Annotated in this window: 14 protein-coding genes; 7 read left to right on the top strand and 7 right to left on the bottom strand. The window is 59.9% G+C overall.

What is annotated here, in order from left to right; genetic code table 11:
- The first annotated feature begins 107 nt into the window (after positions 1-107).
- The 5 genes from ACNYC6_RS02240 to ACNYC6_RS02220 all read left to right on the top strand — a co-directional run bounded on the left by ACNYC6_RS02240 (position 108) and on the right by ACNYC6_RS02220 (position 5,690).
- Positions 108-572: a (2Fe-2S)-binding protein gene (locus ACNYC6_RS02240; protein WP_419710877.1), complete on the top strand. Its 465-nt coding sequence runs from the start codon at positions 108-110 to the stop codon at positions 570-572.
- Positions 572-2,776 carry a molybdopterin cofactor-binding domain-containing protein gene (locus ACNYC6_RS02235; RefSeq protein WP_419710876.1) on the top strand — a complete coding sequence of 735 codons (2,205 nt, stop codon included), beginning with the start codon at positions 572-574 and terminating at the stop codon, positions 2,774-2,776. Before ACNYC6_RS02240 ends, ACNYC6_RS02235 begins: the two co-directional genes overlap by 1 nt.
- Before the next feature lie 5 nt (positions 2,777-2,781).
- The gene (locus ACNYC6_RS02230; RefSeq protein ID WP_419710875.1) at positions 2,782-3,675 is read left to right on the top strand and encodes a LysR substrate-binding domain-containing protein; all 894 of its coding nucleotides are present in this window, start codon (positions 2,782-2,784) and stop codon (positions 3,673-3,675) included.
- 85 nt (positions 3,676-3,760) lie between these two features.
- Positions 3,761-5,260 carry a helix-turn-helix transcriptional regulator gene (locus ACNYC6_RS02225; protein ID WP_419710874.1) on the top strand — a complete coding sequence of 500 codons (1,500 nt, stop codon included), beginning with the start codon at positions 3,761-3,763 and terminating at the stop codon, positions 5,258-5,260.
- 178 nt (positions 5,261-5,438) lie between these two features.
- Positions 5,439-5,690, top strand: a complete 252-nt coding sequence (locus ACNYC6_RS02220) for a DUF1652 domain-containing protein (RefSeq protein ID WP_419710873.1) — start codon at positions 5,439-5,441, stop codon at positions 5,688-5,690.
- A gap of 410 nt (positions 5,691-6,100) precedes the next feature.
- Here ACNYC6_RS02220 and ACNYC6_RS02215 read toward each other — a convergent pair whose 3' ends face one another.
- The 5 genes from ACNYC6_RS02215 to ACNYC6_RS02195 form a co-directional block, all read right to left on the bottom strand.
- Positions 6,101-6,868: an SDR family oxidoreductase gene (locus tag ACNYC6_RS02215; protein ID WP_103393686.1), complete on the bottom strand. Its 768-nt coding sequence runs from the start codon at positions 6,866-6,868 to the stop codon at positions 6,101-6,103.
- Between the two features lie 36 nt (positions 6,869-6,904).
- Positions 6,905-7,972, bottom strand: coding sequence for a phosphotransferase family protein (locus ACNYC6_RS02210; RefSeq protein WP_419710872.1), 1,068 nt, complete (start codon positions 7,970-7,972; stop codon positions 6,905-6,907).
- A 143-nt stretch (positions 7,973-8,115) separates the two neighbouring features.
- Positions 8,116-9,081, bottom strand: coding sequence for a 2-hydroxyacid dehydrogenase (locus ACNYC6_RS02205; protein WP_419710871.1), 966 nt, complete (start codon positions 9,079-9,081; stop codon positions 8,116-8,118).
- A gap of 178 nt (positions 9,082-9,259) precedes the next feature.
- A complete protein-coding gene (locus tag ACNYC6_RS02200; RefSeq protein WP_419710870.1) occupies positions 9,260-9,850 on the bottom strand; it encodes a TetR/AcrR family transcriptional regulator in 591 nt (196 codons plus the stop codon).
- A 29-nt stretch (positions 9,851-9,879) separates the two neighbouring features.
- Complete coding sequence (locus ACNYC6_RS02195; RefSeq protein ID WP_338580443.1) at positions 9,880-10,263, bottom strand: tautomerase family protein; 384 nt, start codon at positions 10,261-10,263, stop codon at positions 9,880-9,882.
- A gap of 302 nt (positions 10,264-10,565) precedes the next feature.
- Here ACNYC6_RS02195 and ACNYC6_RS02190 point away from each other — a divergent pair, with 302 nt between their 5' ends.
- The gene (locus ACNYC6_RS02190) at positions 10,566-11,846 is read left to right on the top strand and encodes a serine/threonine transporter (RefSeq protein WP_419710869.1); all 1,281 of its coding nucleotides are present in this window, start codon (positions 10,566-10,568) and stop codon (positions 11,844-11,846) included.
- A 104-nt stretch (positions 11,847-11,950) separates the two neighbouring features.
- Here ACNYC6_RS02190 and acnB read toward each other — a convergent pair whose 3' ends face one another.
- A complete protein-coding gene (gene acnB / locus ACNYC6_RS02185) occupies positions 11,951-14,560 on the bottom strand; it encodes a bifunctional aconitate hydratase 2/2-methylisocitrate dehydratase (RefSeq protein ID WP_419712899.1) in 2,610 nt (869 codons plus the stop codon).
- A gap of 457 nt (positions 14,561-15,017) precedes the next feature.
- Between acnB and ACNYC6_RS02180 the strand changes: the two genes are divergently transcribed.
- Complete coding sequence (locus tag ACNYC6_RS02180) at positions 15,018-15,488, top strand: DUF1289 domain-containing protein (protein ID WP_419710868.1); 471 nt, start codon at positions 15,018-15,020, stop codon at positions 15,486-15,488.
- Positions 15,489-15,634: 146 nt separating this feature from the next.
- Here the strand turns inward: ACNYC6_RS02180 and ACNYC6_RS02175 are convergent, their stop codons facing one another.
- Positions 15,635-16,498 (bottom strand): universal stress protein, encoded by an 864-nt coding sequence (locus tag ACNYC6_RS02175; protein WP_419710867.1) that lies wholly within the window; start codon positions 16,496-16,498, stop codon positions 15,635-15,637.
- Positions 16,499-16,574: the final 76 nt, after the last annotated feature.

Below are 16,574 nucleotides of genomic sequence, written 5' to 3'. Positions count from 1 at the left end.
TACTTACACAGGATGGCAGAAATCGTCGCTGGCCCCGTTTTCACAAGGCTTCCAATAATCGATCACCAGGCCTGCACAAAGACGGGCCGCTCTCTTGGAGCCTGACAATGATCGAATTCACGGTAAACGGCGAACGACACGAGCTGGTAGAGACATTGCCCTCCATGCCCTTGTTATGGGTATTGCGTGACCACTTGAAACTCACCGGCACCAAGTTCGGTTGCGGCATGGGCCTGTGCGGTGCCTGCACCGTGCACCTGGACGGCGTCGCGGTGCGTGCCTGCCAGCTACCGGTCGCCGCAGCGGCGGGGCACAGCATCACCACCATCGAAGGCTTGTCAGCCACTGAACAGCATCCGCTGCAACTGGCGTGGGTTGCCGAAGATGTCCCGCAATGCGGTTACTGTCAATCCGGGCAGATCATGTCCGCCGCCGCGCTGCTCAATACCGGCGCGGCGGTCACCGACGATTCGATTCGCAATGCCATGTCCGGCAATCTGTGCCGCTGCGGCACCTACGGGCGGATCAACAAAGCCATCAAACGCGCGGCGTCCACGCCGAAGGAGGCGTGATGACGATCCCTTCGATGGACCTTTCGCGGCGCGGATTTCTCAAGCACAGCGCGACGGTTGCCAGCGGGCTGGCGATTGCGTTTTATCTGCCTTCGGGCCTGGCCGCGACTGACCCGAAAGCCCCGGCGCCGGCCGGTGAGTTCGAACCCAACGCCTGGGTGCGAATCCTGCCCGACGGCACCGTGAAACTGGTGGTGCACAAGCACGATTCCGGCACCGGAACGCACACGGCCCTGGCCGCTTGTGTGGCCGAGGAACTGGACGTCAACCCGATGACCGTGCAGGTGATCTCGCCGGAAGATCCGTTTTTCGAGACCTACATTCATCCGGTCTGGAAAGTCTTTTCCACCGGCGGCAGCACCAGCGTCTCGCTGGAATACGATCGTCTGCGCATGGCCGGTGCCACGGCCCGGGCGCTATTGATCGCGGCGGCGGCCAAACAGTGGAAAGTCAGTCCGGACAGCTGCGCAACCGAAGAGGGCCGTGTTGTCCATGCGGCGAGCAAGCGCAGCCTCGGTTACGGCGAACTGGTCAATGTTGCCGTGCATCTGCCGACACCGGCCAAGGTCACGCTCAAGGAACCGGCGCAGTTCAAGTACATCGGTAAACTGCGGCATAAACGCGACGCCCAGGCCAAGGTTTGCGGCCGCTTCAAATACAGCATCGACGTGGTGCTACCGGACATGTTGGTGGCGGTGATTCAACGCACGCCGGTGGTGGGGGCAAAAGTGCTGTCGGTGGATGCCGCCGCGACGTTGCAAGTGCCCGGCGTACGCAAGGTGATTGCGGTGCCGGGGCGGCCGGATGTGCTCGGCGGCAACGTGGAAGGCGTTGCGGTGCTGGCCGATAACTATTGGGCGGCGCATCAGGGCCGAGCGCTACTGAACGTGAAGTGGAGCGACTCGCCCCTGGCCGGTTTCGACAGCGATGAACTGGCCAAGGCCCAGGCGGCAGCGCTGGACGACCCAGGCGCGCAACGGGTATCCACCATGGCGGCGGGCAATGTGAATGCACAATGGCCGGGTGCCGCGAAGCTGCTCGAAGCCGACTACCACATGCCGTACAAAGTGCAGAATCCGCTGGAGCCGATCTGCATCACCGCGCAGGTCAAGGACAACGCCATCACTTACTGGGGCGGGATGCAGGTGCCGTCATCGGCACTGGAGGCGGCACAAACCGTGTGCAAGATCGACAAGGCCAACGTCACCATCAACGAATTGGTGTCCGGCGGCAGCTTCGGTGCGCGGGAGGCCAAATACTGGTTGTTTGAAGTCGCCTATCTGGCGCAGCAAGCCAAAGTGCCGGTGAAGCTGATGAACAGCCGCGAAGACGAAATGCGTTCATTGTTCATGCATCCGGCCACGCTGCACCGCGCCAAAGGCGCGCTGGATGGCCAGGGTCGTCTGACGGCGTTGCAACTCAATGCGGTGTCGCCTGCTTCACCGGAACAATGGGAACCGGGCTACTTCGAGCGCCCGGACAAGATGGATTACAGCACCACCGAAGCCATCACTGCGTGGGACTTTGCCTATCGGCCGGCGAACCTGGACCTGGTCTGGGTCAAGCATGAGAGCGACGTGCCCAGCGGCTGGTATCGCTCGGTGAGTTTCATTCCCAATGTGTTCGCCGTGGAGAGTTTCATGGATGAACTGGCCCACGGCGCCGGGCAAGACCCGTTGGCCTTTCGCCTGGCCAACATGCACGATCGGCCACGGCATGTCGCGGTGCTGAAAAGCGCCGCCGAGCGCGCCGGTTGGGGCCAGCCACTGCCGGAAGGCACAGCGCTGGGAATCGCCACCCATCAGGGTTACACCAGCTTCATCGCGGTGGTGGCGCGCCTGTCGAAAAAGGACGGCGTGATCAGGGTCGACAAACTGACCTGTGTGGTCGATTGCGGTCTGGCGGTGTCGCCCGGTGGTGTTGAAGAGCAGATTTATGGCGGCTTGATGTGGGGGCTTGGCCATGCGTTGTTCGACCGAATGGACATCAAACAGGGCAGGGTGGTGCAGAGTAATTTCCACGATTATCGAGTGACGCGCATGTCGGACATGCCAGCGGTGGACATCCTGGTGGTCGACGGCGAACCGAGCAAACCCGGTGGTGTTGGCGAGTTAGGCAGCCCGTCGGTGGCGCCGGCCATCGCCAATGCCTTATTCAGCCTGACCGGGGTGCGCCAGCGCTCAACGCCACTGAACCTGGGATAACGGGCATGGACTTGCGTTTGTTGAGGTATTTCATGGCGCTGGCCGAAGAGCTGCATTTCGGTCGTGCCGCCACCCGGCTGCACATCTGCCAGCCACCCCTGAGCCAACAGATTCGTTTGCTGGAGGAGGAGCTGGGCACGCCGTTGTTCGAACGCAGCCATCACCGGGTCGAACTGACGGCCGCCGGGCAAATGCTCAAGGAGCAGGCGCCGCTGGTTTTCGAGCAACTCAACCGTGCGCTGGACCTGACGCGTCAGACCGGCCGCGGCCAGTTGGGCGAGCTGGAAATCGGCATGATCAGTTCGGTGATGGTGGGGGTACTGCCACGGGCCTTGCACTTGTTTCGCGAGCGCTATCCGCAGGTCAACTGGCGCTTGCATGAAATGACCCCGGCGGCGCAGGTCAAGGCATTGAAGGAAAAACGCATCGACGCCTGTGTGTTCCGGGTCGGTTATGACGATCCACAGTTGCGCAACGAACTGTTGATCTATGAGCCGATCCGCGTGGTGATGCCGGTCGATCATCCGTTGGCGAGCCGTGAAACCCTGGCGCCGGCAGACCTGGCCCAGGAGCCCTTCGTGGCTCTGGAGCTGAAGCAATCGCGGTTCGCCGATTTTCTGTTCCAGTGCTGCATCCAGGCCGGTTTCACCCCGCAGATCCGCCAGCAAGTGATCGAGGTGCAAACCCTGCTGAGCCTGGTGCGCGCCGGGTTCGGCGTGGCCTTGTTGCCGGCCTCCATCGAGCAACTGGCGCCGGCCGGGCTGGTGTTTCGCCGACTGACACCTGCGCTGCCGGAAGTGCCGCTGTACGCCACCTACCGTGCGGACGATGATTCACCGGTGCTCAAGCTGTTTCTCGATACGTTGCGCGAACTGGTCCTGCAAGATCGGCCTGCTTAACGCACAGCTCCCACAAGGTACTTTGCACTATCCGAAAAACGGGCGGTCGGAGATTTCACAGGGTTACCCAACGTGTGGAGTCGCAATGAGCCTGGACGTCCTGACCACCGAAACCAATCGCCGCCAGTTGCAGCAGATCATCGCCGGTCTGTCCGACGGGGTGATTGTGCTCGACCCCGACCAGAGCATTCTCTGGGCCAATGACGCGGCGCTGGCCATGCACGGCGTCGAGCAAGTCAGCGATCTCGGGGCCGATGCCAAGGCCTATGCCAAACGCTTTGCCCTGCGCTATCGCAATAATCATGTGGTGCCCGTCGATAGCTATCCCATCAACCGCGTTGCGCGGGGCGAAACCTTCAGCGACGTGTTGGTCGATGTGACCTGTGCGCAGGAGGAAGAACAGCGCAACTGGGTTCATCGCGTGCGCAGTCTGGTGCTGGCCGACAGCCGTGGCGAGCCCGAGTCGCTGGTGTTGATCATGGACGACGTCACCGACTGGGCCAGCGCCGAGCAGCGCTTCGAAAAAACCTTCGCCGCCAACCCCGCGCCGGCTGTGATCTGTCGCCTCAGTGATTTGCGCTACATCAAGGTCAATCCCGGATTCCTCGAAATGACCGGGTTTGCCCGCGACCAAGTGATCGGCACGTCCGCCTACGAGCTGGATGTGTTGGAACAGGCCGAAAACAAGGACCTGGCCAAACAACGCTTGCGTGAAGGTGCAACCATTCCGCAGATGCAGGCCGAGTTGCGCATGGCGGACGGCGCTGGCAAACAGGTGATCGTTGCCGGCCAACCCCTTGAGCTCAACGATGAGCCTTGCATGTTGTTTTCCTTCGTTGACATGGAGCCGCGGCACAAGGCTGAAGTCGCCTTGCGCCAAAGTGAAGAACGTTTTGCCAAGGCCTTTCGCCTGTCACCGGTGCCGATTCTGCTGTGCGGTGCGGGGGATCAGATCGTGCTGGATGTCAACGAAGCGTTCCTCGGCACCCTCGGTTACCCCAGTGAAGAAGTCCTGGGCGAGAGCATCGCGCAGATCGATTTCTTCGATGACAAGAGCGCGCGGGGGCGGCTGTTTGCAGCACTGGAAAAAACCGGAAGCCTGGATCGCATCGATGTTCGCGTGCGCCGCAAAGACACCGAATTGATTGATTGCGCGGTGTCGGCAGACACGGTGAACATTCAGGACAGCCCCTGCTACCTGCTGGTGTTGATGGACATCACCGAGCGCAAACGCACTGAGCTGGAATTGGTCTCGGCCATCGAAGAGGTGATGAAAGACGCGTCGTGGTTCAGCCGCACGCTGATCGAAAAACTGGCCAATGTGAAAAGCGTCAATTCACCGCGATTACCCAGCGTCTCCTTCACCGATCTGACGGCCAGGGAGCGCGATGTGCTGGGCCTTATCTGTGAAGGCCTGGCCGATAAGGAAATCGCCGCCCGTTTGAAGCTGGCGCCCAATACCGTGCGTAATCACGTGGCAACGGTTTATTCAAAGCTGGATGTGCACAGCCGCAGTGAGGCGATTGTCTGGGCGCGTGAGCGTGGTTTGTTTGCAGGGGCAGGGCGAAACACGGGGCAGCGTTAAGGTGCAAATGCACTAAGGCACCGGGTGCAATTTAATGTGTTGTCCAGGTGTGGCGGCTTTTAGGCTGGTGGCGTCGGGCGGTTGTCTTTGGATGGCCTGCCTGCCTCCTTCGAAACCGCTAAAGGAACGGCCTGATGAACCTGCAACCCCACGGATTACGCCGCCAGGGTCAATCGAAATGATTACGCTGGCCCAGTTACGGATGCTGATCGAGCACAGTTTTTCTCCGCGGGCCTGTGATTGCAGCATCACCGGCGATCACTCATTGACGGTCAAGCTCTACCACCCAGTGTCGGGGCAGGTGGATCTGGTGGTCAGTGGCTTGAACATGGCGAAGCTGCAGTCAGCGGAAGCGGCAACAGCGCTGATCGAAGAACTGCGTTATGAACTGGAGAGCAATACCCTGCATCGCCCGGATCCGGTGATGTAAGAAATGCCAGGTTTTCAAAGGATTGGTCAATGATTGGGCTTTAGGTGATTCGCATTTATTTTTTTATGACAGGTGTGAGGATTTTGCACGCCGGTTCTGTTGTCACAAAAAATGTGTCGTTCACTTATCGCGGGTCAACCTATGAAAACTCTTGGGAAACGCGTTTGTACACTTGTGTCGCTGGCATTCTGCGTGGCGATTCTCGGTGGCTGTGCCAGTCCGCCACCACCTCCCGCCGCGCTGCCACCGCCCGTGCGCACCTGCCAGAGCCCTATGGATAAAACCGATGTGATGGGGGATGTGCGTGGTGAAAACGGTGAGGTGACTCGGGTTACGACCACTACGCGCTGCGTGACGCAGTAACATGGCGCTCCCTGCAGGAGCGAGCAAGCTCGCTCCTGCCAAAGGGATCAGGACAGGAAGCCGCCATCGACGTTCAGCGAAACGCCGGTGGTGTAGCTGGAGGCATCGCTGGCCAGGTACAGCACGGCGCCGGCCATTTCGCTTGGGTCCGCTACACGCTTGAGCGGAATCTGCTGAAGCGCGGTGTTCAGGATCGCTTCGTTCTTTACCAGTGCCGACGCGAATTTGGTGTCGGTCAGGCCCGGCAGCAAGGCGTTGCAGCGGATGCCGAACTGCGCGCATTCCTTGGCGAAGACCTTGGTCATGTTGATCACGGCAGCCTTGGTCACCGAATAGATGCCCTGGAAAATTCCCGGCGACACGCCGTTGATCGAGGCGACGTTGATGATGCTGCCGCCACCGTTTTCGCGCATCAGCTTGCCGGCTTCCACCGACATGAAGAAGTAGCCGCGAATGTTGACGTCGACGGTTTTCTGGAAGGCGCTGAGGTCGGTGTCCAGCACGTTGCAGAACTGCGGGTTGGTCGCTGCGTTGTTGACCAGGATGTCCAGGCGCCCGAACTGTTCCTTGATACCGGCGAAGACCTGGCTGATCTGTTCCATTTCACCGATGTGGCAAGCGATGGCGGTGGCTTTGCCGCCGGCGGCGATGATCGCGTCGGCCACGTGTTGGCAGCCGTCGAGCTTACGGCTCGACACGATCACATGGGCGCCTTGCTGGGCCAGCAGTTTGGCGATGGCTTCACCGATGCCACGGCTGGCGCCGGAGACGAAAGCGATCTTGCCGTCGAGGTCGAACAACTGAGTCTTGGACATGGGATTCCCTTGTTGTAAGTCTTGTAATGGAACGGATCAGAGGCTGGATTTCTGGATGACCTGCAGGCTCATCTGCTCCAGCAGCTTGTTCATGTGAATGAACTGCGCGAAGCGTTCGTCCTGGGTCTGGCCATGGTAGAAGCGGTAGTAGATCTGCTGCACGATGCCGGCCAGGCGGAACAGGCCGTAGGTGTAGTAGAAATCGAAATTGTCGATCTGGATACCTGAACTCTGGGCGTAGTAATCGACGAATTCTCGGCGGGTGAGCATGCCCGGTGCGTGGCTCGGCTGGCGGCGCATCAGTTGCACGGGGGCCGGGTCGCCGGCTTCGATCCAGTAGGCGAGAGTGTTGCCCAGGTCCATCAGCGGATCGCCGAGGGTGGTCAGTTCCCAATCGAGCACGCCGATGATCTGCATCGGGTTGTTCGGGTCGAGGATCACGTTGTCGAAGCGATAGTCGTTATGCACGATGCTGGAGGTCGGGTGATCGGCCGGCATCTTGTCGTTGAGCCAGGCCTTGACCACTTCCCAATGTGGCGCATCGGGCGTCAGGGCTTTTTCGTAGCGATCGCTCCAGCCTTTGATCTGCCGCGCCACATAGCCTTCCGGTTTGCCGAGGTCGCCCAGGCCATAGGCGTTGTAGTCGACCCGGTGCAGCTCGACGAACTTGTCGATGAAGCTCTTGCACAGGGCTTCGGTTTTCGCTGAATCCAGGCCCAGTTCCGCTGGCAATTCCGAGCGCAGGATGATGCCGTTGACGCGCTCCATCACGTAGAACTCGGCACCGATCACCGATTCGTCGGTGCAGTGCACGTAGGCTTTCGGGCAATACGCAAAGCCGTCGCGCAATTGATTGAGGATGCGGAATTCGCGACCCATGTCATGGGCGGACTTGGCCTTGTGACCGAAGGGCGGTCGACGCAGGACGAACTCTTGTTCGGGGTATTCGAGCAAATAGGTGAGGTTGGAGGCACCGCCCGGGAATTGGCTGATTTGCGGCAGGCCGCTGAGCCCTGGAATGTGCGCCTTGAGGTAAGGATCGATCAGGCTGGCATCGAGTTCTTCGCCGGAGCGGATACGGGTGGACTGGTCAGTAAGCGCCATGCTTATCCCTTCTGCTTATTCTGGAGGCCTGAAACTATTGGCTAATCTAATGCGCACACCCGGCGCCCACAACCACGAGCGACCCTTATAGGTGATCGTGTTGCCGGGCAATCATTGCTTTTGATACAGCTGTTTGAATTGTCCTACACGACCGCGCTGGTGACGCTCTTCGGCAACTCGACGGGGGTCAGTACGGGTTGGCCGGAAAAGAACGCCACGAGGTTGCGGCCCACCAGTTCGACGGTGCCTTGGGTGGCTTCCGGCGACAATCCGGCGACATGCGGGGTCAGCACCACGTTGGGCAGGGATTTCAGCGCGTCCGGCACCTGGGGTTCGTCATCGAATACATCCAGTGCGGCACCGGCGATTCGGCGTTGCTCAAGCGCGATGATCAGGTCGGCGGTGACTACCACGCTGGCGCGGGCGATGTTGACGAGAAAACCCTTGGGACCGAGGGCATCGAGAACCTGGCGGTTGATCAGGTGTTTGGTGCCGAGGCCGCCCGGAGTGGCGATGACCAGGAAGTCCGAGGCGCGCGCCAGTTCGGTGGGGGTCGAGCAGAAATCGTAGGGTACGTCACTGCGATGTTGGCGATTGTGGTAACACACGCTCATGTCGAAGCCCGCGGCCGCGCGTTTGGCGATGGCCATGCCGACGGCGCCGAGGCCGAGAATGCCCAGGCGTTTTCCCGCGAGGGACGGGCGCATGATTTTCGGCCACTCGCCCCGGCGCACAGCGGCGTCGCAGCGAGGAATATCCCGCACCAGTGACAGCAGCAGGGCCATGGCGTGATCGGCGACGGACGAGGCGTTGACCCCGGCGCCATTGGTGACGGTAATGCCCCGGTCGGCGGCGGTTTGCAGGTCGACCATCTCATAGCCGGCGCCGATCACACAGATGATTTTCAGGTTGGGCAGGGCGGCGATTTCGTCGCCATAGAGGCCCAGCGGACCACGGGTCAGGACTGCATCGATCTGGCCGCTGTGGCGGTGAATGGCTTCGGCGCGCTCGGCGGGCGTCGGGGCCAATATCAGGTGAAAACCCTGATGTTCGAGGATAGGCAGGTAATCATTGATGGTTTCAACCAGTACCAGAACGGTTGCGGGCATGCGTGGCTCCTGTGGGCATCGAATATCGGGCTCGAACGTCGCTTGAGATTGCTGGCTCCGGGACGATTTGGCAACGATCAAAGCCAAGCATTTCTGGAGCCGTGCTACTCATTGTAGGAGCTGGCGAAGCCTGCGATATTTTTCTGTCGATACCGAATATTCAGGAGAAAGCGCGGGATCAAGGCTTTTCGGCTGTCAGAAAACGGCGTGTAGCCTCAAGGATTTCATCCGACAGGGCTTCGCCCCGACTGGCCCGGGCCAGCGTTAATGCACCGACCATCATCGAATATTGCACCAGCGCCTGCTGGCGGTTTTCGCTGGCATCGTCGGAGTCCATCAGTTTGCTGAATGAATCGAGCAGTCGATTCAGGCCTTCCATGAACGGTTCGCGCAGGCCGCTGTCGGCGTTTTCATGGCACATGTCCCCGGCGAAGGCCACGACGGGGCAGCTGTCACCGGGGTTGTCACGGCTGTGCGCAGACAGGTAAGGGTCAATCAGCGCCCGGCGCGAGGCGGCTTTATCCTCACCGGAGGCGGCCCGTTCCCGCCAGCGCTCGCCCACCTGTTTGAATGCCCGCTCGCTCGCTTCCCTGGCCAGCGCTTCCTTGGATTCGAAATGACCATAGAAGCCGCCATGCGTCAGGCCGGCCGCGGCCATCACATCGACAACGCTGATGCCATGCAGGCCGCGTTCGCGGAACAGCCGCGTGGCGGCGTCGACGATGATTTCGCGGTTGAGGTCGGCTTGCTTGCGGGAAACTCGGGGCATTGGCGGCTCACAGGTATCAAAGTTGAAAATCAGAGGGCGTACTGGGCAATGCCATTGCCGAACGACCAATTCTCTTTCTTCACTTCCACCAGATTAATGAAAACATCCTCCGGACGCACTGCCAGTTGCTCATTAAGGCCATCGACGATGGTTTTGTAGAGCAGTTTCTTTTTTTCCAGGGTCCGGCCTTCGCTCAGGGTGATCTGGATGATCACCAGATTGTCGGTGCGCTGGATGCCCAGGTACTGCGGGTCAAAGATGAAATGCTGCTCATCGTGTTCGTTGAGAATCTGGAAGTTATCGTTTTCCGGTACATCAATGGCGCTGCGCAGGGCCGCGTAGATCAACTGTCCAACACGTTTGGCGTAGGTGGGGTCCTGCTGTTTCTTGAGATCGACGCGAACCAGTGGCATGTGAGGACTCCAGAAGGGATGTGGATGCGTCTAAAATACATGACGCCAAACCTTTATCAAGCGAGGATTGTCGTTCGGCGATGAAACGCAACGACAGGCAGTGCACATAACCCTGTAGGCGCGAGCAGGGATTAATGTGGCCAGAAACCGTGAGTTGGCACCACCGTTCCTCACCTAAGTCTTTGCTTCTGTTCACTAATACTCCAGAATCGCGCCCCTGTTTCGGCCAGGGCGCTGCCTGTCGGGTACTCCGACGTGTTCTGGCCGGGTGGCAAGTGACCGGAATGTGGAGATCCCACCGGATGAATGATCAGGCCAATAGCGTTAACGAACGCTATGTAGACGCGACACCAGCGACCCTTTCGAGCTGGAATCGCCAAGACACCACCTGGATGCTGGGCCTGTTTGGCACGGCGATTGGTGCGGGAACCCTGTTTTTGCCGATCAACGCGGGTCTGGGTGGTTTCTGGCCACTGCTGATCCTCGCCTTGCTGGCATTCCCGATGACCTTCTACGCACACCGCGGTCTGACCCGCTTCGTGTTGTCCGGTCGTGAAGGCGCGGACATCACCGAAGTGGTGGAAGAGCATTTCGGCATCAGGGCCGGCGCGCTGATCACCTTGCTGTACTTCTTCGCGATTTTCCCGATCCTGCTGATCTACAGCGTGGCGCTGACCAACACCGTCGGCAGCTTCCTCGAACATCAACTGCACATCATGCCACCACCGCGCGCCGTGCTGTCGCTGGTGCTGATCCTCGGCCTGCTGGCGGTGGTGCGTTGCGGTGAGCAATTGATCGTCAAAGCCATGAGCCTGATGGTCTATCCGTTCATCGTCGCGCTGCTGTTCCTGGCGGTTTACCTGGTTCCCCACTGGAATGGCGGCATCCTCGCCACCGCGAGCAGCGTGCCGGCGCCATCGGCGCTGCTGCATACCCTGTGGCTGGCGATCCCGGTGATGGTGTTCTCGTTCAATCATTCGCCGATCATCTCGGCATTCGCCGTGGACCAGAAGCGTCGTTATGGCGAACACGCCGAACAACGCAGCTCGCAGATCCTCTCCCGCGCCCACGCCTTGATGGTGGTGATGGTGCTGTTCTTCGTCTTCAGTTGCGTGCTGACCCTGTCGCCAGCGCAACTGGCTGAAGCGAAAGCGCAGAACCTGTCGATCCTGTCGTACCTGGCCAACCACTTCAGCAACCCGACTATCGCTTTCGCGGCGCCGTTGATTGCTTTCGTGGCCATTTCCAAGTCGTTCCTGGGGCACTACATCGGTGCCAGCGAAGGCCTCAAGGGCCTGATCGTCAAGAGCGGCAAGCGTCCGTCGGCCAAGGCCCTGGACCGCATGACCGCTGCGTTCATGCTGGTGGTGTGCTGGATCGTCGCCACGCTCAACCCGAGCATCCTCGGCATGATCGAAACCCTCGGCGGCCCGGTGATCGCGGCGATCCTGTTCCTGATGCCGATGTACGCCATCCGCAAGGTACCGGCCATGGCTCGTTATCGTGGTCAGGCCTCCAACGTCTTCGTGACGGCGGTGGGCCTGGTGGCCATTTCGGCGCTGGTCTACTCGCTGAGTGCCTGACAGGTAAAGATCAAAAGATCGCAGCCTGCGATCTTTTGATTCGAAAGGCATAAAAAAACGCCGCTCATCTCACGATGGGCGGCGTTTTTTATTGCTGTGTAACGTTAGGCTTGAACGACCGGGATGTTGGCGTTCGCTGCAGCTTCACGGAACTCGGCGATCTGGTCGAAGGACAGGTAGCGGTAGACATCGGCCGCCATGCTGTCGATCTTGCCAGCGTATTCCATGTACTCCTCAACGGTCGGCAGGCGACCCATGATGGAAGCCACGGAAGCCAGCTCAGCCGAAGCCAGGTAGACGTTCGCGCCGTCACCCAGACGGTTCGGGAAGTTACGGGTCGAAGTCGACACAACAGTCGAGTTCGGCTCAACACGTGCCTGGTTACCCATGCACAGCGAGCAGCCCGGCATTTCCATGCGCGCGCCAGCCTTGCCGTAGATGCCGTAGTAGCCTTCTTCGGTCAGTTGGTGAGCGTCCATCTTGGTCGGCGGCGACAGCCACAGACGGGTTGGCAACTGACCCTTGACCTGTTCCAGCAATTTACCGGCAGCGCGGAAGTGACCGATGTTGGTCATGCACGAACCGATGAACACTTCGTCGATCTTCTCACCAGCAACGCTGGAGAGCAGACGAGCGTCGTCCGGATCGTTCGGCGCGCAGAGCACAGGCTCGTTGATGTCGGCCAGATCGATTTCGATGATTTCAGCGTATTCGGCGTCGGCATCGGCTTCCATCAGCTCAGGGTTGGCGATCCAGGCTTCCATCGCCTGGGCACGACGTTCCAGGGTACGCGCATCGCCGTAGCCTTCGCCGATCATCCAGCGCAGCAGGGTCACGTTGGACTGCAGGTACTCGGTGATCGACTCTTTCGACAGCTTGATGGTGCAACCGGCAGCCGAACGTTCGGCCGAGGCGTCGGACAGCTCGAAAGCTTGCTCCAGCGTCAGGCCTTCCAGGCCTTCGATTTCCAGGATGCGGCCGGAGAAGGCGTTTTTCTTGCCTTTCTTCTCGACAGTCAGCAGACCGTTCTGGATGGCGAAGTAAGGAATGGCATGAACCAGATCGCGCAGGGTGATGCCAGGTTTCATTTTGCCTTTGAAGCGCACCAGGATCGATTCCGGCATGTCCAGCGGCATGACGCCGGTGGCGGCAGCGAACGCGACCAGACCGGAACCGGCCGGGAACGAAATGCCCATCGGGAAACGGGTGTGCGAGTCACCACCGGTACCGACGGTGTCCGGCAGCAGCATGCGGTTCAGCCACGAGTGGATGATGCCGTCGCCCGGACGCAGGGAAACGCCGCCGCGGGTCATGATGAAGTCAGGCAGGGTGTGGTGGGTGGTCACGTCGATCGGCTTTGGATAAGCCGCGGTGTGGCAGAAGGACTGCATCACCAGATCAGCGGAGAAGCCCAGGCACGCCAGGTCTTTCAGTTCGTCACGGGTCATTGGACCGGTGGTGTCCTGAGAACCTACGGTGGTCATCTTCGGTTCGCAGTAGGTGCCAGGACGAATGCCTTTGCCTTCTGCCAGACCGCAAGCCTTGCCGACCATTTTCTGCGCCAGGGTGAAACCCTTGGTGCTTTCGGCTGGTGCTTCAGGTTTCTTGAATAGGTCGAACGCTGGCAGACCCAGTTCGGCGCGAGCCTTCTCGGTCAGGCCACGGCCGATGATCAGCGGAATACGGCCGCCGGCGCGAACTTCGTCCAACAGGACCGGGGTCTTCATTTCGAAGGTGGTCAGGACTTCGTCGGTGCCGTGCTTGCAGACTTTGCCAGCATGCGGGTACAGGTCGATCAGGTCGCCCATGTGCATGTTGGAAACGTCGAATTCGATTGGCAGTGCGCCGGCATCTTCCATGGTGTTGTAGAAGATCGGAGCGATCTTGCTGCCGAAGCAGAAGCCGCCTGCGCGCTTGTTCGGTACGTAAGGAACGTCGTCGCCGAAGAACCACAGTACGGAGTTGGTGGCCGATTTACGCGAAGAACCGGTACCGACCACGTCACCGACGTAAGCGATAGGGAAACCGGCGTTGCGCATTTCTTCGATCTGCTTCATCGGACCGGTGACGCCTTGTGCGTCAGGCACGATGCCGTCGCGAGCCATTTTCAGCATGGCCAGGGCGTGCAGCGGGATGTCCGGGCGGGACCAGGCATCCGGAGCAGGGGACAGGTCGTCGGTGTTGGTTTCGCCGGTGACCTTGAATACGCGCAGGCTGATCTTGTCGGCCAGGGTAGGGCGGTTCTTGAACCACTCGCCGTCAGCCCAGGATTGCAGCACGCCTTGGGCGTGAACGTTGCCTTTCTTGGCGCGTTCAGCGACGTCGTGGAACGCATCGAACATCAGCAGGGTGTGCTTGAGTTCTTCGGCAGCCACTGGAGCCAGTTCGGCGTCGTCCAGCAGGTTAACCAGCGTCTCGATGTTGTAGCCGCCCTGCATGGTGCCGAGCAGTTCAACAGCGCGCTTCTTGTCGATCAGGGGGGATTTGGCTTCGCCTTTGGCGATGGCGGACAGGAAGCCGGCCTTTACATAGGCTGCTTCGTCCACTCCAGGCGGAACGCGATTGGTGATCAGGTCAACGAGGAATGCTTCTTCGCCAGCCGGAGGATTTTTCAGCAGCTCGACCAGGCCTGCAGTTTGTTCGGCGTTAAGCGGCTGGGGAACGATACCCAGTGCTGCACGCTCTTCGATATGTTTGCGGTAGGCTTCAAGCACAGTTATTACCCTCATCAGTGGTCCCAAATGGGTGTCCGGGACGCTCATCCCGAAATTGCCGTACTCATGCGCTGCATGGCGTTGTGAGCCACTTAGCCAGAATTACCGACAATTCCTTACAGAAGCTGCTTTCAAAGTTTTACGCCTGCAGAACGGGAGCTGATGAGGGTTGGCGTTGGGCTTTTCCCCGCTGGAAAAACCCCTCGCCAACACCGCTCTGAAGGAACGACTGTGCTCGTGACGCTTTGAAAACAGCTTCTAACGGACATTGGCGCCTAAAAAGGCAGGCTGATTCTACGGCAAAAAAAAATTAAAGGTAAGTCAGTGTTTATTGGACTTTGGTGGTGGCGCCCGGCAGGGGGCCATAGACCTTAACCCCTTGAGTTTGAGGGGTGATGAATATCGGACAAAGGGCTAACATGCCGGCCTGTTTTGCTTTTTCGCGTTCTGCCTACCTATGCCCAATCAGACCATCAAGACCCCCTGCGTCGGCCTTTGCTCCACTGTTTACGGTGACCTGGTGTGCCGTGGCTGCAAGCGTTTCCACCACGAAGTGATTCATTGGAACGGCTACAACGAGGAAGAAAAACGCGCGGTGTGGCTGCGTCTTGAGCAGCTGTTGTCTCAGGTAATGGCGGCCAAGGTGGAGATTTTTGACCCGGCGCTGCTCAGAACGCAGCTCGAACAACGCAAGATCCGCTTTGTGCCGCATCAGTCCGAGTATTGCTGGGCCTATCAGTTGATCGCGCGGGGCGCGCGGGTGATCAACAATCTGGAAGCCTACGGGATGGTGTTGTTGCCGGAGTTCCGCGACTGGAACCTGCCGGCGTTGCGCGATGCCATTGATCGGGAGTTTTTCCTGCTCTCCGAGGCGCATTACCAGCGCTACATTGCGCCGGGATTCCTGCAGGACGCCTTTGGCAGCTGACCCACCGAACTGTGGCGAGGGAGCTTGCTCCCGCTCGGCGGCGTAGCCGTCGCGAATTCGGCTGACACGGTGTGTCTGCGCGAATGCAGGGGTCGCTTCGCAACCCGGCGGGAGCAAGCTCCCTCGCCACAAATGTCCGGCAGGCTTCAATGTTTGCCGGCAATCTCCTCCAGATGGTCCTCGATCTCCTGCGGCTTGAGCACCAGCACATCGCTCTCCACCGCATCGAGCACCACTTCCGCCGTATTGCCGATCAACGTCCCTGAAAACCCGCTGCGCGCCACGGTGCCGATCACCGTCACTGCTGCCTGCAGCTTGTGCACCATGAACGGAATCAACACATCGGCGGGGCCTTCCTCGACGTGCAGGTGCTCATCGTCGATATCGAATTCCGCCTGGAACGCCTTGCACTGTTCACGATAGCGCGCCGCGATGGTGTCGCTGAGCTGAAACGTCGGGTCGGCCGACGACAGCATCGGTGACGGGTGGGCGGCGATCACGTGCAAGTGGGCCTTGGCCAGGGTGGCGATGTCATAGCCGTGATCGATGATGGTGTTGTGCAGGTGACGGTGTTCCGGGTCGGAGTTGCCGACGTCGACGGCCGCCAGGATCACCTTGTCCTTCCATGAGCCGGCGGTTTTCACCAGCAGCACCGGAGTCGGGCAATGGCGCAGCAACTTCCAGTCGGCGGGGGTCAACAGGGCTCTTTTCAACGCACTGTCGGGGAAGTGCTGCTTGATCACCAGTCCGCAGCCTTCGGCCTGCTGCACATCGACGATGGTTTCATGCAGGCTTTCGTTCCAGGCCTGTTCAGTGGTGACACTGTAGCCGTCCTCCAGCAATGCGGCCTTGAGCACACCGAGCATGCCGCTGTGATCATGTTTTGGATCGCACACCAGCAGGTGCAAATGCGCCTGGGTCACACCGGCAATCAACTTGGCCCGTTTGAGCGCCAGGCTCTCCGCGTGTTCGGGCTCGATGACCACCAGAATGCTGCGTATGGCTTGCATGATCGGGATCTCCTGAATTTGAAAAAGCACGGCGTTGCACAACTATAGTTGCTGCCCGCGGGCCTGGGTGTTGATA

It is taken from the genome of Pseudomonas sp. NFX224 (genome assembly GCF_048565165.1).
Lineage (GTDB): Bacteria > Pseudomonadota > Gammaproteobacteria > Pseudomonadales > Pseudomonadaceae > Aquipseudomonas.
This window is presented reverse-complemented; position numbering and strand designations above follow the sequence as displayed.